This is a genomic window from Sphingomonas sp. RB1R13, assembly GCF_036663775.1.
Lineage (GTDB): Bacteria > Pseudomonadota > Alphaproteobacteria > Sphingomonadales > Sphingomonadaceae > Sphingomicrobium.
In genome coordinates, this window is sequence record NZ_JAXOJM010000003.1 from 537,647 (window position 1) to 562,492 (window position 24,846).

Annotated in this window: 26 protein-coding genes; 10 read left to right on the top strand and 16 right to left on the bottom strand. The window is 64.9% G+C overall.

Annotated features, from left to right (window positions below; translation table 11 throughout):
* Positions 1-8 precede the first annotated feature (8 nt).
* From U1700_RS12060 to paaG, 12 genes are all read right to left on the bottom strand, one after another.
* Positions 9-653: a TadE/TadG family type IV pilus assembly protein gene (locus U1700_RS12060; RefSeq protein WP_332752900.1), complete on the bottom strand. Its 645-nt coding sequence runs from the start codon at positions 651-653 to the stop codon at positions 9-11.
* Positions 650-1,192, bottom strand: a complete 543-nt coding sequence (locus U1700_RS12065; RefSeq protein ID WP_332752901.1) for a TadE/TadG family type IV pilus assembly protein — start codon at positions 1,190-1,192, stop codon at positions 650-652. The genes U1700_RS12060 and U1700_RS12065 overlap by 4 nt, the downstream gene beginning before the upstream one ends.
* Positions 1,189-2,781, bottom strand: a complete 1,593-nt coding sequence (locus U1700_RS12070; protein WP_332752902.1) for a pilus assembly protein TadG-related protein — start codon at positions 2,779-2,781, stop codon at positions 1,189-1,191. The genes U1700_RS12065 and U1700_RS12070 overlap by 4 nt, the downstream gene beginning before the upstream one ends.
* Before the next feature lie 13 nt (positions 2,782-2,794).
* Entirely contained in the window at positions 2,795-3,088 is a 294-nt protein-coding gene (locus tag U1700_RS12075) for a hypothetical protein (protein ID WP_332752903.1), read from the bottom strand.
* Positions 3,078-4,607 carry a type II and III secretion system protein family protein gene (locus U1700_RS12080; protein WP_332752904.1) on the bottom strand — a complete coding sequence of 510 codons (1,530 nt, stop codon included), beginning with the start codon at positions 4,605-4,607 and terminating at the stop codon, positions 3,078-3,080. The genes U1700_RS12075 and U1700_RS12080 overlap by 11 nt, the downstream gene beginning before the upstream one ends.
* Positions 4,597-5,523: a Flp pilus assembly protein CpaB gene (gene cpaB, locus U1700_RS12085; protein ID WP_332752905.1), complete on the bottom strand. Its 927-nt coding sequence runs from the start codon at positions 5,521-5,523 to the stop codon at positions 4,597-4,599. The genes U1700_RS12080 and cpaB overlap by 11 nt, the downstream gene beginning before the upstream one ends.
* A 71-nt stretch (positions 5,524-5,594) precedes the next feature.
* The gene (locus tag U1700_RS12090) at positions 5,595-5,777 is read right to left on the bottom strand and encodes a Flp family type IVb pilin (RefSeq protein ID WP_332752906.1); all 183 of its coding nucleotides are present in this window, start codon (positions 5,775-5,777) and stop codon (positions 5,595-5,597) included.
* 122 nt (positions 5,778-5,899) lie between these two features.
* Positions 5,900-6,082 carry a Flp family type IVb pilin gene (locus tag U1700_RS12095; RefSeq protein ID WP_332752907.1) on the bottom strand — a complete coding sequence of 61 codons (183 nt, stop codon included), beginning with the start codon at positions 6,080-6,082 and terminating at the stop codon, positions 5,900-5,902.
* Between the two features lie 355 nt (positions 6,083-6,437).
* Entirely contained in the window at positions 6,438-7,211 is a 774-nt protein-coding gene (locus tag U1700_RS12100; RefSeq protein ID WP_332752908.1) for a DUF2569 domain-containing protein, read from the bottom strand.
* A 106-nt stretch (positions 7,212-7,317) separates the two neighbouring features.
* Positions 7,318-7,683 (bottom strand): D-Ala-D-Ala carboxypeptidase family metallohydrolase, encoded by a 366-nt coding sequence (locus U1700_RS12105; RefSeq protein ID WP_332752909.1) that lies wholly within the window; start codon positions 7,681-7,683, stop codon positions 7,318-7,320.
* 186 nt (positions 7,684-7,869) lie between these two features.
* Positions 7,870-9,897, bottom strand: coding sequence for a phenylacetic acid degradation bifunctional protein PaaZ (paaZ, locus tag U1700_RS12110; protein WP_332752910.1), 2,028 nt, complete (start codon positions 9,895-9,897; stop codon positions 7,870-7,872).
* Between the two features lie 13 nt (positions 9,898-9,910).
* Complete coding sequence (gene paaG / locus U1700_RS12115) at positions 9,911-10,702, bottom strand: 2-(1,2-epoxy-1,2-dihydrophenyl)acetyl-CoA isomerase PaaG (RefSeq protein ID WP_332753014.1); 792 nt, start codon at positions 10,700-10,702, stop codon at positions 9,911-9,913.
* Positions 10,703-10,806: 104 nt separating this feature from the next.
* Between paaG and pcaF the strand changes: the two genes are divergently transcribed.
* Genes pcaF through paaE form a run of 6 tightly spaced genes read left to right on the top strand, consistent with a single transcriptional unit; the run spans position 10,807 to position 15,727 of the window.
* Complete coding sequence (gene pcaF, locus U1700_RS12120; RefSeq protein WP_332752911.1) at positions 10,807-12,009, top strand: 3-oxoadipyl-CoA thiolase; 1,203 nt, start codon at positions 10,807-10,809, stop codon at positions 12,007-12,009.
* 56 nt (positions 12,010-12,065) lie between these two features.
* Positions 12,066-13,052 (top strand): 1,2-phenylacetyl-CoA epoxidase subunit PaaA, encoded by a 987-nt coding sequence (gene paaA, locus U1700_RS12125; RefSeq protein ID WP_332752912.1) that lies wholly within the window; start codon positions 12,066-12,068, stop codon positions 13,050-13,052.
* Entirely contained in the window at positions 13,052-13,336 is a 285-nt protein-coding gene (paaB, locus tag U1700_RS12130) for a 1,2-phenylacetyl-CoA epoxidase subunit PaaB (protein ID WP_332752913.1), read from the top strand. Before paaA ends, paaB begins: the two co-directional genes overlap by 1 nt.
* A complete protein-coding gene (paaC, locus tag U1700_RS12135) occupies positions 13,336-14,181 on the top strand; it encodes a 1,2-phenylacetyl-CoA epoxidase subunit PaaC (protein ID WP_332752914.1) in 846 nt (281 codons plus the stop codon). The genes paaB and paaC overlap by 1 nt, the downstream gene beginning before the upstream one ends.
* Complete coding sequence (paaD, locus tag U1700_RS12140; RefSeq protein ID WP_443025942.1) at positions 14,178-14,642, top strand: 1,2-phenylacetyl-CoA epoxidase subunit PaaD; 465 nt, start codon at positions 14,178-14,180, stop codon at positions 14,640-14,642. Before paaC ends, paaD begins: the two co-directional genes overlap by 4 nt.
* Before the next feature lie 8 nt (positions 14,643-14,650).
* Positions 14,651-15,727, top strand: a complete 1,077-nt coding sequence (gene paaE, locus U1700_RS12145; protein WP_332752915.1) for a 1,2-phenylacetyl-CoA epoxidase subunit PaaE — start codon at positions 14,651-14,653, stop codon at positions 15,725-15,727.
* On the opposite strand, the gene U1700_RS12150 is transcribed toward paaE, so the two are convergent.
* Genes U1700_RS12150 through U1700_RS12160 form a run of 3 tightly spaced genes read right to left on the bottom strand, consistent with a single transcriptional unit; the run spans position 15,724 to position 18,283 of the window.
* Positions 15,724-16,296: a TetR/AcrR family transcriptional regulator gene (locus tag U1700_RS12150; RefSeq protein ID WP_332752916.1), complete on the bottom strand. Its 573-nt coding sequence runs from the start codon at positions 16,294-16,296 to the stop codon at positions 15,724-15,726. The two genes, paaE and U1700_RS12150, sit on opposite strands and share 4 nt — an antisense overlap.
* A gap of 54 nt (positions 16,297-16,350) precedes the next feature.
* Positions 16,351-17,556, bottom strand: a complete 1,206-nt coding sequence (locus tag U1700_RS12155) for an MFS transporter (RefSeq protein WP_332752917.1) — start codon at positions 17,554-17,556, stop codon at positions 16,351-16,353.
* Between the two features lie 13 nt (positions 17,557-17,569).
* The gene (locus U1700_RS12160) at positions 17,570-18,283 is read right to left on the bottom strand and encodes a PP2C family protein-serine/threonine phosphatase (protein ID WP_332752918.1); all 714 of its coding nucleotides are present in this window, start codon (positions 18,281-18,283) and stop codon (positions 17,570-17,572) included.
* Positions 18,284-18,414: 131 nt separating this feature from the next.
* On the opposite strand from U1700_RS12160, the gene U1700_RS12165 reads away from it, so the two are divergent.
* Entirely contained in the window at positions 18,415-20,670 is a 2,256-nt protein-coding gene (locus U1700_RS12165; RefSeq protein WP_332752919.1) for a serine/threonine protein kinase, read from the top strand.
* A gap of 18 nt (positions 20,671-20,688) precedes the next feature.
* Here U1700_RS12165 and U1700_RS12170 read toward each other — a convergent pair whose 3' ends face one another.
* Entirely contained in the window at positions 20,689-21,669 is a 981-nt protein-coding gene (locus tag U1700_RS12170; protein WP_332752920.1) for a TIR domain-containing protein, read from the bottom strand.
* Between the two features lie 292 nt (positions 21,670-21,961).
* Between U1700_RS12170 and U1700_RS12175 the strand changes: the two genes are divergently transcribed.
* The 3 genes from U1700_RS12175 to U1700_RS12185 are packed head-to-tail and all read left to right on the top strand — an operon-like array spanning position 21,962 to position 24,497.
* Positions 21,962-23,587: an NAD(P)/FAD-dependent oxidoreductase gene (locus U1700_RS12175; RefSeq protein WP_332752921.1), complete on the top strand. Its 1,626-nt coding sequence runs from the start codon at positions 21,962-21,964 to the stop codon at positions 23,585-23,587.
* Positions 23,584-24,132 carry a pseudouridine synthase gene (locus tag U1700_RS12180; RefSeq protein ID WP_332752922.1) on the top strand — a complete coding sequence of 183 codons (549 nt, stop codon included), beginning with the start codon at positions 23,584-23,586 and terminating at the stop codon, positions 24,130-24,132. The genes U1700_RS12175 and U1700_RS12180 overlap by 4 nt, the downstream gene beginning before the upstream one ends.
* A 41-nt stretch (positions 24,133-24,173) precedes the next feature.
* Positions 24,174-24,497: a reverse transcriptase-like protein gene (locus U1700_RS12185; protein WP_332752923.1), complete on the top strand. Its 324-nt coding sequence runs from the start codon at positions 24,174-24,176 to the stop codon at positions 24,495-24,497.
* The last annotated feature ends 349 nt before the right edge of the window (positions 24,498-24,846 follow it).

The following is a 24,846-nucleotide window of genomic DNA, read 5'->3' on the forward strand; positions in this document are numbered from 1 at the left end:
TCGGGCACCTAATTCGAATGGGTCCCCACGCTGTCCTCGGCGGTCAGCGTGGTGGCGAAAACGGGCATATCGTAGTTGATCTTTCCGAAGATGAGCAACGATGCGGGCTGGAAGGTCAAATCCTTGAGCTTGACCGTGACTAGCGGGGCAATGTCGAGGCCCGAGGGGTCGCCGGCATAGCCGAGCCCCGAGTCGCGATATTCGACCAGGATGTTGGCGTCGGTTGCAGCGGGTTCCATCAATTTAACCCTGCTTACGATCGCATCCCAGCCCGTAGTGTTGATCGGAAGGCAAGTGACCCCCGCAACGACACTTTGACAGTCACAAATGAGCGTTCCTGCGGGCTTTTTGCATATGATGGTCCCGATCGCCGAAGCAGGGATGATGTCGCCTTGGGTGAGGATCGTGCCGTTGACGGTTACTCCAACCCAACTTGCCGCCAGCCCGCTAGGAATGATCTGGGTCACCGCCGCCACTCGTGCGCCGGCCTGGGTCGCCTTTTCGGCGCGATTGTAGCGCCACATAAAGCGGCCGCCGTCGATCACCGCGAAAATGAAAACGAGCAGCAGGGGTAGGACCATGGCATATTCGGCAGCGCTGCCCCCGCGACGATCGCGGGCAAGACGGCGGAAGATGGGCAGGACGAAAATCATACCCCGGTCACCGCGGCCTGTTCGGTCGCGACAAGGGAAAAGCCCTTGCCGGTGAAGCCATAGCTGCCGAGCACCGAGCGATAGGGCAGGCTGGCGGTCACCCTGACCATCGGCGCAACCCCGGTCGACCCGGTTGCATTGCCCGAGTAAATGCCGCTGAGCGTGGTTCCCCCGGCGGCGGTCGAGCAGCTCATCTGAACGGTGAAAGTCGTCGCGGCATTGCCCCAGCTCGGCAGGAGATCGGCGTCGGTGCTGCTCAGCGTGCCCTTGCGGACAATCAGCTTGGTATCGTCGCGAAGCGCGGTAGGCACGTCGGCCGCAGTGGCGCCGCAACCGACATAGGAAGTAAAGCCCTGGCGCGCGGCATAGCGGGCGCCGTCGCGCACGCCCTTGATGAGGATATGCTCGTCCTTAAAATAATTGCCGAGCTCGAACGTCCCCATCGCCAGCACGACCAGCAGCGGCATGACCATCGCCATTTCGGCGGCGGCAGCGGCACTGCGATCACGGATCAGGCGGACGAGGAGGCGAGCGATCATCGGATCAGGAACGGCTTGTCGCGGCGGACGACTGCACCAGCGACAGCGCTCGAGGCAGTGGTCGCCTTGATCATCTCGACATAAATGTCCTTCTGGTCGGTGTACTGTGCCTTTCCGCCACCTTTCTCAGTGCGGTCGATCGCCGGCTCGGTCAGGAAGACGTCCATCCACGTTGTCACCGGTACGCCGCTGGCGCTGCCCTTCACATTGAGCGCGTAGCAATTGACCACCGCGACGCTGATCTTGCGGCGGTCACCCTGCGAGGTCGATTCGGCGACCCCGGGGCGGCCGTTGGCGGGGTAGGAGAAGGCTGCAGTGCTGGCGTTGACGATCTGGGGCACGGTAATGCCGTAATTCGTGCCGCCGCTGGCGTTGCTGCCGTGTGTCAGTTCCCACTTGTAAACGTCAAAGCGCGACGGCGTTGCCGGCATCCCCGGTAACGCCGTCCATTGGGCGTTAGTCAGCTTATAATTGACGCGGAAATAGGCATCGCGATCCCAATTGCCATCACCCGCGACCTTGTTCCCGGTGCACTTTTGCTGACTGATTGGCCAAGCATGGCAATAGTCGTGGGGATAGCCCATCGTCTTGGGGTCCTGCGTGCCATCAATCGGTAACGCCTGCTGCGTCACGGTGCCCGCGATAACCGGCAGGTGATAATAGCTGGTGTCAGGCCATTTGAAGGCGTCGTTCTTGCATCCGGTCTTGCCTGAGTTCGGATCGCACACCAGGTCCTTGCGCGTGTTGATCGCGGGTGAGCAGATGCCGCCATACTGGCTGGGGCATGTGCTGTTGCCATTGTCGTAAACGTCGAACCGCGTGTTGTACGCGCTCAGCACCGACGAGGTCATCCCAGGCTTGGTCGTGACTCCGGTTTCAGGCAGGCAGTCGCCCGGCGGACTGTTGTAGCCGAGCGCCGAGGCCAATGCCGTCGCGCCCGAGGCAAGCCCCGACTCAAGCCAGCCGAAATTGCCGGGGACGGTCGCATCGCCAGTAATCAGCCGCAGCCCGGTGCCCGGCGTGGGGGCGAAGGCGAGTTCCTTGTTCGTATTGCTGCTCGGCTCCACGGGATTGCACAGCATCACTGGCGGAGTCTTGCAGATTGCGTTGCCGACGCTGGCCACGGCCTGCGCCACGACGGTCTGGCCGGTGATCAATCCGATAATCGGGGTCATTGCATATTTGGCCGTGCGCCCGCCGACCTCGACCTTGACGACCTTGGCCTTGAGCGGGTCGGTAGTGACCGTCCCGAAGCTGTCGGCCGACTGATCATAGCTGTCGTAATAGGTCATCGTCAGGCCGCCAACGGTCGCGGTCCCTGCATCATTGGCGAATGAAGTACGATTGACGACGAGGTTTCTTGCGGCTGCGTCAGCGCGAGTGATGGCCCCACTCTTGCCATCAAGCTGCGTCGCGGCGGCAAGCGCGGCCTGGTCGGCGGCCTGCTGAAGTTCGGTATCCATCGTCCCCAGCCGCGCATAATCGAAGGCAAGCCCGCCGACTGCGATCAGCCCGACAAGGGCCAGGGCGACCGTCGGCGCAATCGCGCCATGTTGGTCGTTGAACAAGGTGCGGACCGAGCGTCCCATGTCACTCCCATTCTTACTTTGAAGAACTGCCACTGCCGTTGGTGCTGTTGCTGGTCTTGATTTCCTCGATCTTCTTCACCGCGTCGGTGCGATAGCGCTTGGTTGCGGCGGCGGCCTGTGCCCCGCTGTCACCGGGCTGGGCACCGTCGGCGGCATAGACCGGATCGGGATTAATGGTCTGGATCGCGAGGTCATATTTGACCGCCTCGCCAAAGCGCTTGTCCTCGCTGCCGATTACGCTGTGGGTGGTATTGCACCCGGCCAGCAGCAGCGCGGCAAGTGCGATTCCGATGACCTTACAGGACATGGCCATAATCCTTTTCAAAGCCGATCGGGCCAGCGGGCGCTGCGGGCGGGGTCGCGGCGAGGTCGTTCTTGCCCGGAAGCGCCGAAACCGGGCGGCCCGGTGGCGGGGGTGGTGGCGGCGCAGACCGGTCGAAGAAGGCGCCGCCTGCCGGCACGCCGGTGTCGGTCCGGCCGAGCAGCAGCAGGTCGGCCTGGTTGGGCGGAGTCACGCGATCGGTCGGCAGCTTCAACGCCCCGGCGCGAACCGGGCGGACGAGGTGCGGGGTGACGATGATGACCAGCTCGGTCTCTTCATGCTGGAACCCGGTCGAGCGGAACAACGCGCCGATGATCGGCAGCGAACCGAGCAGGGGAATCTGGCGCACCGTGTCCTGGAAATCCTTGCGGATGAGCCCGGCCAGCGCGAAGCTTTCCCCATCGCGAAGCTCGAGCGTGGTCTTGGCGCGGCGGGTCTGGAGCCCGGGGATGGTGAGGTTGTTGATGACAATCGACGCGGTCGGGTCGATCGAGCTGACCTCGGGCGCAACAACCATGTTGATGACACCGTCGGCCAGCACCGTGGGGGTGAAGGCAAGGCTGACCCCGAACGGTTTATACTCAACAGTGAAGGCGCCGCCATTGCCACCGGTGCCTCCTCCGCCGCCATTCTGGAGCACGGGCACGGGAAACTCGCCACCCGCAAGGAAGCTTGCGGTCTCGCCCGACAGCGCGACGAGCGTGGGTTCGGCAAGCGTGGTGATCGCGCCCTTGCGCTCCATCGCATCGAGGGTGGCGTTAAAATTGGCGCCGAATGCGCGGAAGGCGCGGCTGATGATCCCGAAGCCACCGGTGATCGCGCCGAGTTTCAGTTCGTTAAGCCCGGTGTCGGCGTTCTGGGAAAGACTGGCGCCGCCGCCGCTCACGCCGGTCAGGCTCGTTCCTCGCTGCACGCCGAGGCCCAGCCCAATCTGCGCCAGCGCCGAGCGCTTCACTTCGGAGAAGCGGACTTCGAGCATGACCTGCTGTGCGGCGCCCACCGACATCATGTTGACGACCTTGCCCGGGGCATAGGTTTCGGCCAACTGGACCGCGCGATCGGCGGCGGGGCCGCTCGAGACGATGCCGTCGAGGACAATCGAATCATTGGAGATGTGCGCGCCGATCTGGTCGCCGGGGATCATCTCCGACAGCTGGCGCTTGAGCGTGGTGACGTCGGGCCCGACGACGACGTCCATCACCGCGATGAGGCTGCTCGAACGGTCATAGAGGGTAAGGCTGGTGGTGCCATTCTTCTTGCCCAGCACATAGAGCGAGCGGTTGGTCAGCGGCAGCACGTCGGCGATGTCGGGATTGCCGACCAGCGCCTTGGCGAACGGCCGGTCGACGCGAAGCACCTGGCTTTTGTTGACGGGCACTTCGAGCGAGCCTGCGCTGACCCCGTCGGCGACGTTGACCGAGGCGACCTGCGCGGCGGCGGGCAGCGGCAGCGCAACGCTGGCAAGGGCGGCGAGCAATACGCCGGTCAGCCGATCAATAGCCATTGCGTCCCACCTCATAACTGTCGCCCTTGGTACCGCGGACGATTTCAATATTGTCGGTCTGGCGTTGCGGCGCCGGCCGCGCGGCGACCTGGCGAACGACCGTCCGACGGACGATCCGCACCGGCGCCGCGACCCGCACGGGTACTGCGCCCGGCGTGGCCGCGCTTGCCACAGCCATGCTGCCGAAACGATTATAGCGCAGGTCGGCCAGGCTGACGGTTTCGACCGTCGCACTGTTCTGGTCATCGCCGGGCTTGCGCAAAACCAGGCTGAGCGTGCCGACGTCCTGACCCAGCGCCAGCTTCTGCGCGTCGAGCGGGGTGACTTCGAGCGTAGCGGTCTTGGCGACGGTCGCCTTGGCCTCTTCGCCCTTGCTGTCCTGGTCAATCGCGATGACCCGCGCATTCTGGAGCAGGACATCGGTCAGCCGCTGGTCGCCGACATTAGTGCCGACGGCGCGCCGTGTGATCAGCACGTCGACCGAGTCATTGGGCTGGATGAAGCCGGCGACGCCCGAGACGTCGTTGATGCGCACCGCCGCAGCACGCTTGCCGTCGGGCAGCAGCGCGGCGATCGAGGCACCCTTGCCCTCGCCAGATATTTTCGTGGCCAGGATCGGTTCGTTGACCTGGATGGGGACCAGCGCGGCGCGATGCTTGCCATCAGGCAAGAGCGCAGCCAGCGTGGTGAAGCTTCCCGGCGGAATGCTGCTGTTGGGGAAGTCGACAAAGCGGACCTTGTCGGGCGTGACGTCGACGCCATAGGTTAGCGGAACAGCGGCGACCGCGACGCGGGTGCTGCCCGTCAGTTCGGCTCGGCGCTCGGTCCCCAACAGGAAAGCGTTGGCGAGATATACCGCGACCAGGCCAAGCAGGACTGCGACGCCGAGTGCGATCATCGTCTGACGCTTTAGCATTGCCATCCCCCACGCGACTTTAACGTAACCTGTTCAAGCGAAGTGGGCCGCCCGAAGGCGACCCAGTCCGATTAGCAGCTGCCCGACTGGCAGGTCGTGATGCGGCTTCCCGCCGTATTCATGGCGGTCGAGATGGTGTTGCCGAGCGTATAGGCAGCAACGGCAAGCGCCGAGCCGACGATTGCCAGGATCAACGCATATTCGGCCGCAGCAGCGCCGGAATCATCCGTCAATAGTTTGAAAAAAGTTTTCATGTCGATGTCCCTCTGTAGTGCCCCAACTGCCTGCGCTTTAAGTCCACGCAATGGGCGATTAAGGAGCCCAACTCAGTGTAACTTCGCTGGCGAGCGGGCCGCCCGAAGGCGGCCCACTCCCATTAGCAAGAGCCAGACTGACAAGTCGTGATGCGGCTTCCGGCCTTGTTCATCGCGGCCGAAATCGTATTGCCAAGCGTGTAGGCCGCGACGGCGAGCGCCGATCCGACGATCGCCAGGATCAGCGCATATTCGGCCGCAGCCGCGCCGGAGTCATCCTTCAGGAGTTTGAAAAAAGTCGTCATGTCATCGTCCCTTTGTTGTGCTCGCGCCGCCCCCGGTGCGAGATTTTTCGCGCATCGCGGTGTCGAGATTTCAAGTGCGAAAACAAAGGGCCGAACAGCGGCATTTACGCAGTCTTCGCCCAGCAAGCTCCCGAGCCGCTTAGCTTATTATTTGATCTGCTTTAGTTAATCCGCTGTCAACCAATTGTCCGGCGTAGGCCAATGTCAGTTGCGCAGTGCAATGCAAGACGTTGCAAATGCAGCGAATTTTTCTTAACTTGTGATGGGAAGCGGCGTTCCGATCCGGGACTCCGCGCGTCAAGCGTTGCCTTTATGCCATGCGATTCGGGGCATTTATGCTGCAGCAGCGGTGGCGTTAGAGGGCGACTCGGTGACGGAAGGTCACATTCACCCGCGTCGACAGGATCAGGTAGGGGAGCCAGATGGCAATGCTGATCAGCACCTTCTTGGCATTCCCGTCGAGCAGCCCGTGGAGCGCGGCGGCCACGGCGGGCGGCAGCCCGGGGGTGGTCCCGACGGCGGTGGCGATCGCGACCTGCATGATCAGGTCGAGCGCCCAGATGGTCATCAGCAGCACCGGGAACAGCGGAGCGCGACGAAGGCCGGCGACGAAGGCGATCGCATAGAGGCTGGTGAACAGGACAACGTCGAAGCTCATCATGACATGGAGGGTCGCCAGCCAGCTGGGCGCAAGCTCGGGGATCGGCGGGCTGGAGGCGAGATATTCGGCAGCGCGGACGGGGACGTTGAGGAGCATGCCGATGAGCAGCGAGACCATCAAGCCGGTCGTCCCATAAAGTGGATGGCGGCGCGCATCGCCGATCGACAGCGGCGTCCAGCCAAGCCAGCCGCCGGGCGCGGTCATCGGGCGGGCCATGGTGTCGCCGTCGCGGAACCAGCGCAGCGCGAGCAACGCCGAGACGACCGGGGCGACAATCAGCAGCAGATAGGGAGTAACCAGCGAGAGGGTAGGATGCGTCAGCAGCGGAGTCGATTTGAGGCGGAGAGCACAGGCCAGCCCGGCAAGAAGCAGCCAGCAGCCCATGATTCGGTCGAACCGGCTTTCAAGCGTGGCGAGCAGCACCGCCGAGCGGGCATGCAAATGTTGCTGAAACCGGGGAGCAATCAACCTGCCGTCCTTGCCAAATGCCGCGCCTGTACCGGCTATGAGGCCAGAGCGATTGTCAATTGGTTAATGCGCAGGCGGCGGGTGCGTTCCCTTCGCGCAAGGCAGCCTAGCGCGGCGCGTAGACTATTCCCCAGCGGGTCAGCTCTTGAACCTGGGCGATGGTCACGGGGGCGCGGAGCCGTGAGCCGGCGCCGGACCCGAAGGCGAAGTGGCTGTGATCGCCCTCGTCGAGCGATTCGAGCAGGTGGAAGCCGGCGGCGCGGAGCGCGGCGTCGATCTGGCGGTGGGTCACCCCGGGGCGGCGGGCGATGTCGATCGCGCGGCCGTGGAGGTGGTAGCTGTTGGCGACTCCCCCGACCGCGCGGTTATGCGCCGACGAGCGCAGGATGCTGGTGATGCGACCGAAACGCGCGCCGAGGAGCGACGCCGAATGGACGTCGACCGGGCCTTGGCGGAAGGGAGAAGGCGACACGGTCGGAGACGGTATCGAACGTGCCGCGCGAGGCCTTGACGGGCCGAGCTGGCGGATCCCGAAATCGGTCGCAGAAACTGGCCCGGAAATGGTTGCAACTATCAGGAATGGAATGATTTTCTTCACGTCGCCCCGCGCCCCCGCTGGGGTTTCATAGCATGATCCGCGCGCGCCTTGAAGATGGTCTCAAAAAGCGACCATCGTGAGCAATTCGTACGTGGCCAATGTGGCGTCTCCGCCATCGGTCACGACGACCGCCCAGCGGACCTCGCCATAGTCATCGTTACGCCTGGTCTTGGCCTTGACGGTCAGTGCCACCTTCATGCTTTCGCCGGGAACGAGGGGCTTCACGAAGCGCAGGGAGTCGAGCCCGGTGTTGGCGAGGACGGGGCCGGGAGCCGGGTCGACGAACAGGCCCGCGGCGAAGGACAGGATGAGATAGCCGTGCGCGACGCGTCCGGGGAAAAAGGGGTTCGCCGCCGCTGCGTCCTCATCCATGTGCGCGTAGAAAGTGTCGCCGGTAAAGTCGGCGAAATGCTCGATATCTTCGAGCGTGACGGTGCGCGACTTGCTGTCGAAGCAGTGGCCGATGGCGAGCTCGTCGAAGCGCAAGCGGAAGGGGTGCGGGCCGTCGTGGTGACGCGGGGCGCCGGGGAGCCAGCGGTTGACGACCGAGCTGAGGATCCGCGGGCTGCCCTGAAGCGCGGTGCGCTGCATGTAGTGCTTGACCCCGCGCACGCCGCCCATTTCCTCGCCGCCACCGGCGCGGCCGGGGCCGCCGTGGATCAGCATCGGCAGCGGCGAGCCGTGGCCGGTTGATTCAGCGGCACTGTCGCGGTCGATCAGGACGATCCGCCCGTGCCACGCGCCGACCCCGATAACGAAGTCGCGGGCGACGGCGGGGTCATGGGTGAAGATCGACACGACGAGGCTGCCGAGCCCGCGATTGGCGAGCGCAATGGCGTCGGCAAGGTCGCGATAGGGCATGAGGGTGGCGACCGGGCCGAACGCCTCCACGTCATGGACGAGGGCCGAGGTCCACGGGTCATCGGCGCGGAACAGCAGTGGGGTGATGAATGCCCCCTGCCCTGCGGCGACTCCGCGCGGTTCGACATGATCATAGTCGCCGAACACGAGACGGGCCTGGCTGCCGATCTTGCGGGCCTGGGCGCGGACGTCGGCAAGCTGGCCCTGCCCGGCGAGCGCGCCCATCGTCACGCCGTCGACCGAAGGATCGCCGACGACAACCTTGGCGAGGCGGGCCTTGAGCGCATCCTCGGCGGCGTCGAGCCATGCAGCGGGGACGAAGGCTCGGCGGATAGCGGTGCATTTCTGCCCCGCCTTGGTGGTCATTTCCTGGACGACTTCGGCGATGAACAGGTCGAACTCGGGGGTGCCGGGGCCAGCGTCGGGGCCAAGCACGGTGGCGTTGAGGCTGTCGCGTTCAGCGATGAAGCGCACGCTTTCGCGGGCAATGACGAGATGCGCCTGGAGTTTCATCGCGGTCGCCGCCGAGCCGGTGAAGGAGACGACGTCCTGGCAGGTCAGATGGTCGAGCAGGTCGCCGACCGAGCCGACAATCAGCTGAAGCGCGCCCGGCGGGAGAACGCCGCTCTCGACCATGATCCGTACCGCCGCCTCGGTCACATGGGCGGTGGCGGTGCCCGGCTTGACGATCGCCGGGACCCCGGCGAGCAGGGTAGGCCCGAGCTTTTCGAGCATTCCCCACACGGGGAAGTTGAAGGCGTTGATGTGGACCGCGACCCCCTGGAGCGAAGTATAGATATGCTGGCCGATGAAGGTCCCGGCGCGGCCGATTCCCTCGACGTCGCCGTCGACCAGCACGACATCGTCGGGCAGCTCGCGGCGGCCCTTCGACGACATGGTGAACAGCGTCCCCGCGCCGCCCTCAATATCGATCCAGCCGTCCTTGCGGGTCGCGCCAGTCGAGGCCGAGAGAGCGTATAATTCCTCCTTGCGCGCCATGATCGCGGTGGCGAGGGCTTTGAGCATATGCGCGCGCTGGTGGAAGGTCATGGCGCGGAGAGCCGGGCCGCCGACCGTCCGGGCATGGTCGATCATCGCCGCGAAATCGAGCCCGTCGCTGCCGGTGCGGGCGATGTCGGCGCCAGTCAGGGCGGAGCGGATCGCGGCGGTATTGCCGGTCGATCCGATCCAGCTGTCGGCGGCGTAATTCTTGAGCATCAGGGTCATGAAATCAGGTCCTTCAACGACCGGTGAAGGTCGGTGCGCGCTTGGCGAGGAAGGCGGCGACGCCTTCGCGATAATCGTCGGAAAAGCCCAGCTCGCGCATCATGTCACGCTCGCGGTCGAGCTCGTCGTCGAGGTTGTGGAGGCTCGATCCGCGGATCAGCGACTTGGTCGCGACGAGGCCCCGCGTCGGGCCGGCAGCGAATTTGGCCGCAAGGGCGAGGGCTTCGGCCTCCAGTGCGTCATCATCGACGCATTTCCAGATCAGGCCCCAGGCTTCGGCCTTCTCGGCGGGGAGCGGCTCGCCGGTCAGTGCAAGGCCGAGTGCCCGAGCCTGCCCGACGAGGCGGGGGAGGATCCACGTTCCGCCCGAGTCCGGGATCAGCCCGATGTTGGCGAACGACTGGATGAATTTCGCCGAGCGCGCGGCGATGACGATGTCGCACGCCAGCGCGATATTGGCCCCGGCCCCGGCGGCGACCCCGTTGACCGCGCAGACAATTGGCTTGGGCAGGGTCGCGAGGCGGCGGATGAGCGGGGACCAGTAAAGATCGACCGACTCGCCCAGATCGACCGGGGCATCGCCCGGGGTGACGGCGCGATCGGCAAGGTCCTGCCCGGCGCAAAAGCCGCGTCCGGCGCCGGTGAGAAGCAGCGCGCGGATTGCCGGGTCGTTTTCGACCACCGTCATCGCCTCGGCGACCTCGCCATGCATCGCGGCGGTGAAACTGTTCAGCCGGTCGGGGCGGTTGAGGGTTAGCCGGGCAACGCCATCATCGATGCCGAACAGGATCGTCTCGTAGGCCATTGTCACTCCATCGGTCATTATCTGACTGCCCGGTCGGCGAATTATTGGCAAGCAGCAAGGCCGCCGCTACGCGATGGCAAGCCTAAACGGACGAGGATCCCGCGATGACCGATGCCTTTATCTGCGATGCCGTGCGGACCCCGATCGGGCGCTATGGCGGGTCCTTGGCGATGGTGCGGCCCGACGATCTTGCGGCAGTGCCGCTGGCGGCTTTGAAGGCGCGCAACCCGGGGCTCGACTGGGCCCTGGTCGACGATTTGATCCTCGGCTGCGCCAACCAGGCGGGGGAGGATAATCGCAACGTCGCGCGGATGGCGGGGCTGCTCGCCGGGCTGGGGGTCGAGGTGCCGGGGGCGACGATCAACCGGCTGTGCGGATCGGGAATGGACGCGGTCGGGATCGCCGCGCGGGCGATCAAGGCGGGTGAAGCTGCGCTGATCATCGCCGGCGGAGTTGAAAGCATGAGCCGCGCGCCGTTCGTCATGCCCAAGGCCGAGAGCGCCTTTGCCCGGGCCAATGCGGTGTTTGATACGACCATCGGGTGGCGGTTCGTCAACAAGTTGATGAAGGCTCAATATGGCGTCGATTCGATGCCCGAGACGGCCGAAAATGTCGCCAAAGAGTTTGGGGTGAGCCGCGAGGACCAGGACCGGTTCGCGGCGGAGAGCCAGCGGCGGGCGAGTGCGGCGCAGGCGAACGGGCGGTTCGAAGCCGAGATTGTCCCGGTGTCGGTGGCGCAGCGCAAGGACGATGCGATCATGGTGTCACGCGACGAACATCCGCGCGAGACGAGTGTCGAGGCGCTGGCGAAGCTGAAGCCGATCGTTCGGCCCGACGGGACGGTGACAGCGGGCAATGCGTCGGGGGTCAACGACGGCGCGGCGGCGATGATCGTGGCGAGCGAGGCGGCGGCGGCGCGCCACGAGCTGACCCCGCGCGCACGGATATTGGGGACGGCGGTTGCCGGGGTGCCGCCGCGGATCATGGGGATCGGGCCGGCGCCGGCGTCGCAGAAACTGCTCGAGCGGCTCGGGCTGACCATCGGGCAGATCGATGTCGTGGAGCTCAACGAGGCGTTTGCGGCGCAGGGGCTGGCGGTGCTCCGCGCGCTGGGGCTGCCCGACGACGCGGCGCATGTGAACCCCAATGGCGGCGCGATTGCACTTGGTCATCCACTGGGGATGTCGGGCGCCCGGCTGGTGCTGACGGCAACCGAGGAATTGGTGCGGAGTGGGGGCAGGCTGGCGCTGTGCACGATGTGCATCGGGGTCGGGCAAGGGATCGCGATGGTGATTGAACGTGTTTAGCTGATTCATTGACCGATCGGTCGGTTAATTGTATCGCGGCGGCTGGAGAAGGCACGATGTACACGACCGAGCTTGGCAAGACTGCTCCCACCCCGATCGAGCGCGAGGACCCCGCGCTGGTCGAAGCGTTCGAGGCGCGGGTTGCGGCAGACGAGTTCATCGAGCCCAAGGACTGGATGCCCGAGGCGTATCGCAAGACGCTGGTGCGGCAGATTTCGCAGCATGCTCATTCCGAAATCGTCGGCATGCTGCCCGAGGGTAATTGGCTGAGCCGGGCACCCTCGCTTCGGCGCAAGGCCATCCTGTTCGCCAAGATCCAGGACGAGGCCGGGCATGGGCTTTATCTCTATTGCGCGGCCGAGACGCTTGGCACGTCGCGGCAGGAAATGATCGAGGCGCTTCATTCGGGGAAGGCCAAATATTCGACCATCTTCAATTACCCGACGCTGACCTGGGCGGATATCGGTGCGATCGGCTGGCTGGTCGATGGCGCGGCGATCATGAACCAGGTGCCGCTGCAGCGCACCAGCTATGGCCCCTATGCCCGCGCGATGGTGCGGGTGTGCAAGGAGGAAAGCTTCCACCAGCGCCAGGGTTACGAGATCATGATGGCGATGATGGCGGGGACAGCCGAGCAGCGGGCGATGGCACAGGACGCGCTCAACCGCTGGTGGTGGCCGAGCCTGATGATGTTCGGCCCGCCCGATGACAATAGTCCCAACACCGAGCGGTCGATGCGCTGGCGGATCAAGCGCGACACCAATGACGCGCTGCGTCAGAAATTCGTCGATGCGACGGTGCCGCAGGCCGAGCTGATCGGGCTGACGCTGCCCGACGCGGACCTCAAGTGGAACGAGGCAAAGTCGGGGTATGATTTCGGCGCGATCGAGTGGGACGAATTTTACGCTGTGGTGCGCGGCGAAGGCGCGGTGGCCAAGGAACGGCTGCTCGCCCGGCGCAAGGCGTGGGACGACGGCGCCTGGGTGCGCGAGGCGGCCGACGCGCACGAGGCCAAGCGCGTGGCGAAGAAGCAGGCGGCGTAATGAGCAAGGACTGGCCCTTGTGGGAGGTGTTCCTTCGCGCGCGGGGCGGACTTAGCCATCGCCACGTCGGGTCGGTCCACGCCCCCGACGCCGAGCTTGCGATTCGTCATGCGCGCGACGCCTATACCCGGCGCGAGGAGGGGATCAGCATGTGGGTCGTGCGGTCGACCGATATTGTCGCATCCGACCCGGGCGACAGCGCCTCCCTGTTCGAGCCCGCGGCGGACAAAGTCTATCGCCACCCGACCTTCTATGACCTGCCCGACGAATTGAAGCATATGTGATGCCGTCGCTTCCGACGATCCAGCCCGACGATATTCGCGCCGCCGAACGGGCCTCCCACGATGGCGCGATCGGGGACATGCACGCCGCGTCGCGCAACGAAGCGCATGTCGATTATCTGCTGCGGCTAGGCGACGACAGTCTGGTCCTGGCGCAGCGGCTGGCCGAATGGTGCGGCCATGCGCCTTCGGTCGAGGTCGACCTGAGCCTCGCCAACATCGGGCTCGACCTGATCGGGCAGGCGACGCTGTTCCTCAACACTGCGGGAGAGGTCGAGGGCAAGGGCCGCGACGGCGACCGGCTGGCGTTCCACCGCGACGTGCTGGCGTTTCGCAACTGTCTATTGGTCGAGCAGCCCAACGGCGATTTTGCGCAGACGATGGCGCGGCAATTTCTGTTCTCGACCTACAGCCTGCTGCTGTTCGAGGCGCTGACCCGGTCGAGCGATGCGCGGATTGCCGAGATTGCAGCGAAAGCGGTCAAGGAAGTGACTTATCATGCCGAGCTGTCGGCCGACTGGGTCGTTCGGCTGGGCGACGGGACCGAGGAGAGCCGCGCCCGGATGATTGCCGGGTTCGACTGGCACTGGCGCTTCGTCGACGAATTGTTCGCGATGGACGAGATTGAACGCGGACTGGTGGCGCAAGGGATAGCGGTCGATCGGACGGCATTGCGCCCGGCGTTCGACGCGGCGCTCGCGAAGACTTTTGCCGAAGCCGGGATGGAGATCCCGCCCCTGCCCTATGCCATCCGCGGCGGGCGAGTGGGCCACCATAGCGAGCATCTCGGGCATTTGCTGGCGACGATGCAGTACCTGCCGCGCTCCTATCCCGATGCGGTGTGGTGATCCTCGACGAGCGCGCGGAAGCGGCGATCATGGCCACGCTCGCGACCGTTCCCGACCCCGAGATCCCGGTGGTGTCGGTGATCGAGCTGGGCATTGTCCGAGGGGTGCGGCGCGATCCGCCAGCAGTGCTGATCACCCCGACCTACACCGGCTGCCCCGCTACGCTGGTGATCGAGCAATCGGTCCGGGCCGCGCTCGACGAGGCGGGGTTTCGCGGGGTGCAGGTCGAGACCGTGCTGTCGCCGCCGTGGACGACCGACTGGATCAGCGAGGCCGGCCGCGCGAAGCTGCTCGCTTACGGCATCGCCCCGCCGTCGCCGCGCGGGAGCGACGTCGTTACCTGTCCGCAATGCGGATCGATCGCGACGGTGGAGGTCAGTCGGTTCGGGTCGACCCCGTGCAAGGCGCTGTGGCGCTGTACCGATTGCCTCGAACCGTTTGACCGCTTCAAGTGTCACTAGGAGGCTGGATGTCCGCCGCTTTCCACCAGCTCAGGATCGCCGAGGTACGGCGCGAGATCGACGATGCGATTTCGCTGCGGTTCGACGTGCCCGACGAGTTGCGCGGCGCCTTTGCCTTCAGGCCCGGCCAGCATCTTACGCTCCGCACCGAGATCGACGGCGAGGATATCCGCCGCAACTACTCACTGTGCGTCGCCCCGCACGACGGCGAAGTGCGGGTCGCGATCAAGCAGATTGCGGGGGGTGTTTTTTCGACCTGGGCCAATGCCAGCCTCAAGCCGGGCGACATGATCGACGTCATGCCCCCGCATGGCAGCTTCACCTGGACGTTCGATGCGGGGCGGCGGGCGACTTATGCCGGGTTCGCCGGCGGGTCCGGAGTTACCCCGATCCTGTCGCTGATGAAGGCTGCGCTGGTCGCAGAGCCACTGAGCGATTTCGTGCTGCTCTATGGCAACCGCTCGTCAGCCTCGATCATGTTTTTGGAAGAGATTGCCGCGCTCAAGAACCGCTACATGGGGCGATTGCAGATCTACCACTTCCTTGAAGATGAGGAGGAGGATGTCGACCTGTTCAACGGGCGGCTGGATGTGGCCAAGATTGCGCAGGTGCTTGGCGCGCTGGTCGATCCCACGGCGATCGACGCTGCGTTCATCTGTGGGCCGGGGCCGATGATGGACGCGGTCGAGGCGGGGTTGCTGGAGGCTGGCGTGGCCCGGGCACGGATCCTGATCGAGCGCTTTACGGCCGGGCGGGTGACGGGGGCCGAAGCGGCGGCCAATCGCGTCGTCGAGCAGGCCGCCGAGGGGCGGCGGGTGCGATTGACGCTCGAGGGGCGGACGCGGTCGATTGTCTTTGACGCCGACAAGGGCAGCATCCTCGACAATGCCCGCGCGGCGGGAATGCCGGCGCCGTTCGCGTGCAAGGCCGGGGTGTGCGCGACCTGCCGCGCGCGGCTGATCAGCGGCAAGGTGACGATGAAAGCCAATTACGGGTTGAGCGCGGAGGAACTGGCCGACGGGTTCATCCTGACCTGCCAGGCCGTGCCGCTGACCGACGAGGTCGAGCTGGATTTCGACGGTTAGGAGGAGATCAGGGCCAAGGCCTGATCAGCGATCTCGTCAGCGGACACCGGCCCTGCCGGATCATACCAGGTGTGCGTCCAGTTGATCATTCCGAACAGCAGCATCGTGCGCACACGCGCTGCGGTGTGATCGGCGACAAGCGCAGGGTCGAGTTCGACCAGCAGCGACTGGACCGCCGCAATGATCTCACGCTGTTTGGCGATGATGCTGGCGCGCTTTTCGTCGGGCAGGTGAGCGAGGTCGTTGAGCAGCACCTTCTGGCGGCTCGCGGCGCCGACATAATGGCCCATGAAGGCGTGGAGGATGCGCCCGAGGCGAGTCTTCGCGTCACCCGTGCCCACCGCTGCAACATCGCCGACGAGCTGGTCGATATGGCCCAGCATGACCGCGTACAGGAGGTCCTCCTTCGATGGATAATAATGGTAGAGCAGGGACTTGGAGGTGTCACACGCAGCCGCGAGGTCGGCCATGCTGGCGCCGTTGAAGCCGCGCGAGGCGAACAGCTCGGCGGCGCGCTCGACAATCGCTTCGCGCCGCTCGGGATAGTCTGCCGCCCGTGTCCGCGCCACTCGTCTCTCCCCCGTCGTGCCCGTCTCTAGCAATTCCGACCCTAGCAGCCCCGCTCAGGCAAGGTCGAGGCGGGCGACGAGCAGCGCCGGGACGATCATCACCGCTGCCAGGCATGCGAGCAGCCCCGAATAGCCGATCGCCCCGATCACGCTGACCGCAAGCAGCGGGGTGACCAGCGCGGGCAGCGTGTTGGTGAGGTTGAACAGGCCAAGGTCGCGGCCATGGTGGCGCGGGTTGACGAGTTGCTGCATCGCGAAGGTCGAGTGGAGCGAGAGGAAGCTGTTCGACCCGATCAGGAACAGCGCATAGCCAATCACCGCCACCGTCCAGTTACCCGCCGCGGCCATCGTCGCGAGGCCCAGCGCGATCAGCGCGATCATTGCAAGCAGCGGCCCGCGCCGTCGCCCGCTGCGGTCAGACCAGCGCCCGACGGCGAGTGCGACGGGGATGGCGACCAGCTGCCCGGCGGCGGCGGTCAGCGCATAGCGACCAAGGCTGAGCTGCCCCCCGGTCAGGCGGCGAAGCGCATAGTAAAGGAACAGGAACAGCAGCCCTTCGGCGACCTGCACCGCCAGCCGCGCGAGCCACAGCTGGATCAGCGTCGCGCGCGATTTCGGGGTCGAGGGGATATGCGGCGCGTCGAGCCTGGCGGGGGCGCCGCGTCGGCGCATCAGGAATAGCGGCGCGGTGGCGGCGGCGGTTATGGCGACGATCAGCGCGAGCTGGGCATCGAGCCGGTCAGGGAGGAGCGCGATCCCCACCAGCGAGGTTGCGGCGATCCCCGGACCGACCGCGAGCAGCCCGCCAAGCAGTCCCTTTTGCGCATTGGGCACGCGGTCGGCGGCATAAGCGGCGAGCGGGGCGAGCAACAGGTTGAGCGCGACCTGCCACAGCGCAACCGCGGCGACGAGGTGGAGCGGCGTTTCCGCGCGGGCGACCAGCACGGTAGTGGCGGCGAAGGCGACGAGCCCCACTGCCGAAAGCCGCAGGCGGTGGCCGAGCCGGTCGCTGAGCCAGCCCCAAAAGATATTGCCGAGGCTGGCGGCAATCGCGCCAACGGTGGCGATGAGCCCGAGCCAGCGGACGTCGCCATTACCGGCGAGCACCGTCAGCCGCTGGGGCAGGAGGACGGTCAGGAAAGGCGTGTAGGCGATGCACCCCCCAGCCCAGGCCAGCGCATAGGCGACGAGCAGGCCAAGCGGCTGGCGCGGACGCGGATCGGCGTCGAGCGCGATCGCGGGGGCGGAGGCTTCGCTCATGCGTCGGGCGGGCTCAACTGACCAAGATGATGATCAGCGACACATTGTCGGGGGCGCCGCGAGCAAGAACCGTGGCGATCAGGCGGTCGGCCACCTCGGCGGGTGGTCCACTAGACAGTTCGGCCGCCAGCTCGGCGTCCTCGACCACCCGGGTCAGCCCGTCGCTGGCGATCAGGAACAGGTCGCCGGGCCGGACGTCACCGCCGGCTGTGTCGATCTTAAGCCGCTCGGTCACGCCGACCGCGCGCGTGATGACATTGGCCTGAGGATGGTGCTGGGCTTCGTCAGCGTTGAGCATTCCCGCTTCGACGAGGTCCTGGACCAGACTGTGATCGCGGCTGATCTGCACGATATGACCCGAGCGCACGCGATAGGCGCGGCTGTCGCCTGCCCAGAAGCAGCGATACTCGCGGCCGCGAATGGCGAGCCCGACCACCGTGCTGCCAATCGTTCGCCCGCCGGTGTCGGTTCGTGCCAATTCGATCAATCGATGATTGACCTCGCCAAGCGCAACCACCGCCTGCTCGACGAAATTCTCCAGATTCTCGACGGGGTGGAGGAGCGACAGTGCTTCGGTGACCATCGCGCTGGCGACTTCGCCGGCTTCATGCCCGCCCATCCCGTCAGCGACCACCCACAGACCACGCGGAGTGCGCACGAGGACGGCATCCTCGTTGATCTTGCGACGAAGGCCGACATCGGTTCGACTGACGCATTCGAAACCCATGGCTTTACCCCCCGCCTCCATTTGACCTGCGCGCCCCGTTCGGCCCCGGCCCTCCGGTTGGACAGCCAGCGTAGCGATAAGTATAGCTAAACGCGATTTACTTTTTGTATCGCGCTGGGGGGAAAACGGCGATGAGCAAAGCCTATAGTAACAAGGCTTTACCGCCAGGAACCGTCCTTCGCGAGTGGCGACTCGAAGATGTGCTGGGTGTCGGCGGATTCGGGATCGTCTATCGCGGACGCGGGATTTATTTCGACGAGCTGGTCGCAATCAAGGAATATTTCCCCAGTTCGATCAGCGAACGCGACGCCGAGGATACCGTCGTCCCGATCGATTCCGATGCCGAGGAAGTCCACGCGCTAGGCCTCAAGAAGTTCGTCGAAGAAGCCAAGCTGCTGTGGAACCTGTCTACCCCGACGCGCCATCCCAACATCGTCAACGTGCGCAGCCTGTTCGAGGTGCACGGCACCGCCTACATGGTAATGGATTTCGAGGACGGCAATTCGCTTTCGCGCCTGTTGAAGCAAGGCACCCGATTCAACGAGCGCAGCCTGCTCGACATGATCAGGCCGATTGCCGAGGGGCTCGACCGGGCCCACCGCGTCGGCGTTCTCCACCGCGACATCAAGCCGCCCAACATCCTGATCAATCCCGATGGCCGGCCGGTGCTGATCGACTTTGGATCGGCGCGCTTCGAGGCGGCCGAGGCGACGAGCACCTCGGTGACGTTCCATACCCCGCCCTACGCGGCGATCGAACAATATGTGAAAACCTACCCGCAAGGGCCGTGGACCGATATTTATGCCTTGGGCGTCGTGCTGTACGAGTGCGTTGCCGGCGAAAAGCCACCCGAGGTTCTCGAGCGTCTTCATGGTGAGCAGGGACGGCCGCTCGCCGAGGGTCACTGGCCGGGCTATAGTCCGCGCTTTCTTGCCGCGATCGATTCGGCGATGACCATCCGACCCGATGATCGGCCGCGGTCGATCGCCGCATGGCTCGAGCAGTTCGATAGCGATCCCAAGAAACGCAAGGCTTCGACGATCGTCGAGATTGACGATGATGCCACCCGCATCGTCAGTTACGACAAGATGGCCGAGGCGATCACCCCGGTCGCACCGCCCGAGGTGAATTTCGAGCCGGGCGAAAAGATCGAGACCCAAGTCCCCGATCACCCCAGTGAAGTCGAATTCAAGCGCGCCGGACACGACACCAATGCGTCGAACAAGGCCAAGCTGGCCAAGGTCATCGCTGCGTCGAAGCAGCCCAAGGGCACCACTTCGCCCGAACCAACCGTTGCGCCCGTTGTCCCCCTCGCTGTGAAGGACGCGGAGCAAGAGCCGCTTTACCGGGGACGCGAGAAGCCGAAAGTGCCCGCGAGTCCACCGGCGGCCAAGCGCCGCTCGCCGTTGCTGATCGGAGGCGGGATTGCTGCGCTGGTCGTGGCGGCAGCCGGTGGCTGGGCATTCATGAGTGGCGGGTCGGGGAAAGGCCCCGATAGTGGCGCAATCGCGAGCTCGGCCGGGAATGCCAGCGCGTCCGGTCCTTCGACGTCCGCGACGGTCGAAACTCTCGCCGCGACCACGAATTCGCTCGCCAACGATGCCCGGACGGCCGGTGCACCGGGCGCCGCAGTCGATCGCCTGGCCGCCGCCGGAGACGAACTGGGCAAGCAATTTGCGGCGCTCCGTGCGCTGTCTGGCGACCCAACCAAGGCTGCGGAAGCAAAGAGCGCGGCGGAGGGCATGAAGCAACTTGCCTTTTCGACCGACGTCGAATTCGCCAATGCCCTGCTCAGCGACAGCGAGACCAAGGCACGGCGCCTCACCAACGGCAATGCAAGTGAAGTCCAGGCGGCGCTGGACGGCGTCCGGTTGGCGGCCAAGGCAGCGGCAGCCGCGACCGATCCGGGCCAAGCGCTTGCCGCAGCACGCGATGCCCTTGTCCAGTCGCAAGCGTTTGCTGCAGCTCTAGGATCGGCTGCTCATCGTCAGGCGGTAAACGATCGCGCCGACGTCGAACTTGCGAAAGCCGCGAAGGCAGCGGCGGCGGCAAAGGCACAGCGAACAGCAGTGACCACAATCGCGCCCGTGGTGGTGCCGGTCGCGCCCGTCGCCACGGTCGCGCCGACCCCAGCTGGGTCCGCCGCGAAAATCAGGCAATTGCAGTCCATCGTCGATGACGGCCGCGCGATGGCCGCCCAGGTCATCCGCAAGGGTACGCCGGAGAATGTACAGCTGGCGCGGGGTTATGATCGTTATCTCAATAGCCTGCGGGATTCATCGCGCGGGGTCCGATCCGATCGCGATGCCGACCGGATGATCGGGCAAGCCAAGCAAACCCGCGCCTATCTGCAATATCTCGTCAAACAGACCGCCGCGAGTCGATGATCGACCCGCTGCTCGGCGTCAGACGTCGGCGCGTGTCCGCAGTTCGTGGGTCAACGAGATATTGCCGACCTTGAGGATCGACCCGATGGCCAGGAATGCCTCGCCATTGACCCGCTCGCCATCGACATAGGTGCCATTGGTCGAATTCAGGTCCGACACACGCAAACGATCGTCGGCCAGCTCGACCAAGCAGTGGGTGCGCGACACGCGCGAATCGGCGAGGACAATGTCGGCCGGGGCAGTGCGTCCGATCTTCAGACCGAGCGGGCTAACGACGTAGCGTTGCTCCAGCTTGTCGTCGACGGTCATTTCAAGACAGTGAAATTCATCGGCTCCGAACAGATCGAAGTCACTAGCGCCCGTGTAAAACTGAGTCTTTTCGGCATCGGCGACGGGCGTTTCGTGCCGCTCGACCGGCTGACCGATTGATTCGCGCAGGCTGGACAATGCCAGCATCAGGTCGTCGACCTTGCCCTTCGACAGGTAGTCGGACTTTTTTTCGACGACGGGCGCGACAAACCGGCCGATCCGTGCGGGCTCGGCAACCGGACTTGATTCGCCAGTCGCAACCGCAGCGAGGGAGGCGGCTTCGGCGCGTTTGCCGCGATCAACAATACGATGAAGGTCCTTCACGAAGGAGGGCCAGGGATCGTCGGAGCGATCGCCGGTCCAGTTCGACAGGTCAGCGGTGTGGGTCAGTTCGAAAATGATCGGGCGGTCGCATGGCTCGATGATCGCCGGCGCCAGCTTGTTGCGGCGATCGGCCATCGTCGCCTCGGCCCGGACCCAGCGCGAGGCGACCGAGCGCGGTGACCACAATACGACGACCGCGCGCGCCGCGCGCAGTTCTGCCTCGATCACCTCATCGAAGGTCTCGCCCGAGTGAAGCGCAGCGTCCCACCACACGCTGAACCCTTCAGATTCGAAGCATTCGGCGAAATGACGCGCGGCGGTTCGATCCTCGCGACTGTAAGAAATAAAGATGTCGCGCCCCGACAAGCCAGTCCCCCGGTTTCGAATACATCACGCCAAAAACAGGTACAATCGAGCAAACTATTGTACAATTTAGGTTTTTTTCATCAGCTCCCATGGCTGACGAGCGCAAGCATTCCCAACGCGACTCACCGCCAGGGGCTTATCTCGGTTAACAAAAATATACCATGTTCGGCTCCGCGCAAGGCCGAAGAACTCACCCGGTCCTGTTTGGGGACAATTAGCGCGATTTCAACGTCGGCAGCTCCTCGACCTGCCATGATTGGCGAACCCGTGACCGCGGGCTAGAGGCTGCCGAATGCTTCGCCTGACCGAATTGACGCTGCCGCTGCACCATCCGCCCGAGGCGCTGCCTGCCGCAATCTGCAAGCGGCTGCGCATCAGCCCGCGCAAACTGGTGCGCCACGTCGTCGCGCGGCGGGCACATGACGCGCGTGACAATCGCAATATCGTGCTGGTCTATTCGATCGATGTGAACGTGAAGGACGAGGGCGCCTTGCTCGCCCGCTTCCGCAAGGATCGCAACATCCAGTTGACACCGAACACCAGCTATAAATTCGTCGCCCAGGCGCCAGCCGACGCGAAGCGGCCGGTGGTGATTGGCGCCGGCCCCTGCGGGCTGTTTGCCGGGCTGATCCTGGCGCAGATGGGGTATCGCCCGATCATTCTCGACCGCGGCAAGGTGGTGCGCGAGCGGACCAAGGACACGTGGGGGCTGTGGCGGCGCGGCGTACTCGACCCAGAATCGAACGTCCAGTTTGGCGAGGGCGGCGCAGGGACATTTTCCGACGGCAAGCTCTACAGCCGGATCAAGGATAATCGCCACCTCGATCGCAAGGTACTGACCGAATTCGTCAAGGCCGGAGCGCCGCCCGAGATATTGACCGAGGCGCATCCGCATATCGGCACCTTCCGACTGGTGACGATGGTCGAAAGCCTGCGCGCGACGATCGAGGAACTGGGCGGGGAATATCGCTTTGGCACGCGCGTCGACGGGATCGATATTTCGACCGGGCCCGATGGGGGGCGCCAAATGCGCGGGCTTCACCTCCACGACGGGGGTTACCTGGAAGCCGAGAATGTCGTGCTGGCGGTCGGGCACAGCGCTCGCGACACGTTCGAAATGCTCCACGCGGCAGGGGTCTTCGTGGAGGCCAAGCCCTTTTCGATCGGGGTGCGGATCGAGCATCCGCAATCATGGATCGACCGTTCACGCTTCGGGATCGACGCGGGCAACCCGATCCTCGGTGCTGCCGAATATCATATCTCGCACCACTGCCGGAACGGGCGGACGGTCTACAGCTTCTGCATGTGCCCGGGCGGAACGGTGGTTGCGGCGACGTCCGAAGAGGGGCGCGTCGCCACCAACGGCATGAGCCAATATTCGCGCAACGAGCGCAACGCCAATTCGGGTTTCGTCGTCGGGATCGATCCGGCGCGCGACTATCCCGGGCATCCGCTTGCGGGAATCGCCTTCCAGCGCCACTGGGAATCGCTCGCCTATGTCGCTGGCGGTTCGAGCTACAAGGCTCCCGCACAGCGCGTCGGCGACTTCCTTGCGGCCCGCGCATCCACTGAACTCGGCAGCATTGTCCCTTCCTATCGTCCCGGCGTGACCCCGACCGACCTTTCGTCGTGCCTGCCTAATTATGCCGTTGAGGCGATGCGCGAGGCGATACCGGTATTCGGCCGCCAGATCGCCGGTTACGACCATCCCGACGTCGTCATGACCGGAGTGGAAACACGGACTTCCTCTCCGGTGCGCTTTACCCGCGGCGACGATTTCCAGAGTCTCAACACTGCCGGCCTGTTCCCCGCCGGCGAAGGCGCGGGCTATGCCGGGGGTATATTGTCGGCTGCGGTCGACGGCATTAAGGTCGCCGAGGCGGTGGCCTACAGTGTTGCCGGGCACATCGCCGCGTGACACTTATCCTGTTCAACAAGCCGTTCAACGTGCTGAGCCAGTTCACCGATCGTGGCACCGGCGGCTCGAGCCGAAAGACTCTGTCGGATTTCATCGACGTCCCGAAGGTCTATCCGGCCGGTCGGCTCGACCTCGACAGCGAGGGACTGTTGCTGCTGACCGACAACGGAGGGCTTCAGGCACGGATTGCCGACCCCATGCACAAGATGCCCAAGACCTATCTTGTGCAAGTCGAAGGCGACGTCACCGGGTCCGCGCTGGATGCGCTGCGGACCGGCGTGCAATTGAACGATGGCCCGACACTTCCCGCCGCCGTCGACCTGATCCCGGACCCGATGTTGTGGCCGCGTGATCCGCCGATCCGGGTGCGCAAGACCATATTCGACTGCTGGATCCGGCTGACGATCCGCGAAGGCCGCAATCGCCAGGTGCGCCGGATGACGGCGGCCGTCGGTCACCCGACGCTGCGGCTGGTTCGTTGGGAAATCGGGGAGTGGGCACTCGACGGACTTGCCCCCGGGGAATGGCAATGCCGCCCCGCGTGAAAATCTATTTCGACGGAGGTTGCCGCCCCCGGCCAATAGGCATGGAAACCGCCGTAGTCGTCAGGGGACACAGCTACATCCAGCGCGAGCTCGGCCCCGGGACCAGTTTGGACGCAGAATGGTTGGCGCTGATCGGCGCAACGGAAATCGCTGCCCGGCTTGGGATCGCAAATCCACTATTTCTGGGCGACTCACTTGCTGTCGTTCAGCAGGCGAACGGCGTGGCGAGATGCAGGGGCATGGCTGTCGAGCACCGGCTACGGTTCACGGCGCTATGCCCCCCGGCTGCCCTGTTCCGTATCCGCCATGTGAAGCGCAGCCAGAACCTTGCAGGGATTGCGCTCGCCCGGCTTCACGTCCGATAGTTCGTCGACTGTGGCATGAATGAAGTGCGGACATGCGCCTTTTAAAGTGAGCGAAACTTCGTCCTACATTAACGCGAAAATTAACAAAGTATTGACATAATCGTTCCGTAGGCGGAGCAATGCCCTATCCTGGGGGTAATCTCATGACAGACGCAACATTGGCCGGTTCGGGTTTCGACAGCGACAGCGACTCCGCACGGATTTCAGGCAGGAAGATTGCGGCGACCGCCGGGATCGCGTTGATCGTGGCAACTGGCGCGTTCGGTGTGGCGCGACTTTACCCCCTCACTGGACCGACCGCAGGCACGGTTGCCCCGGCTCAGCGCTATATCGCGCCGCAGGTCGGCGC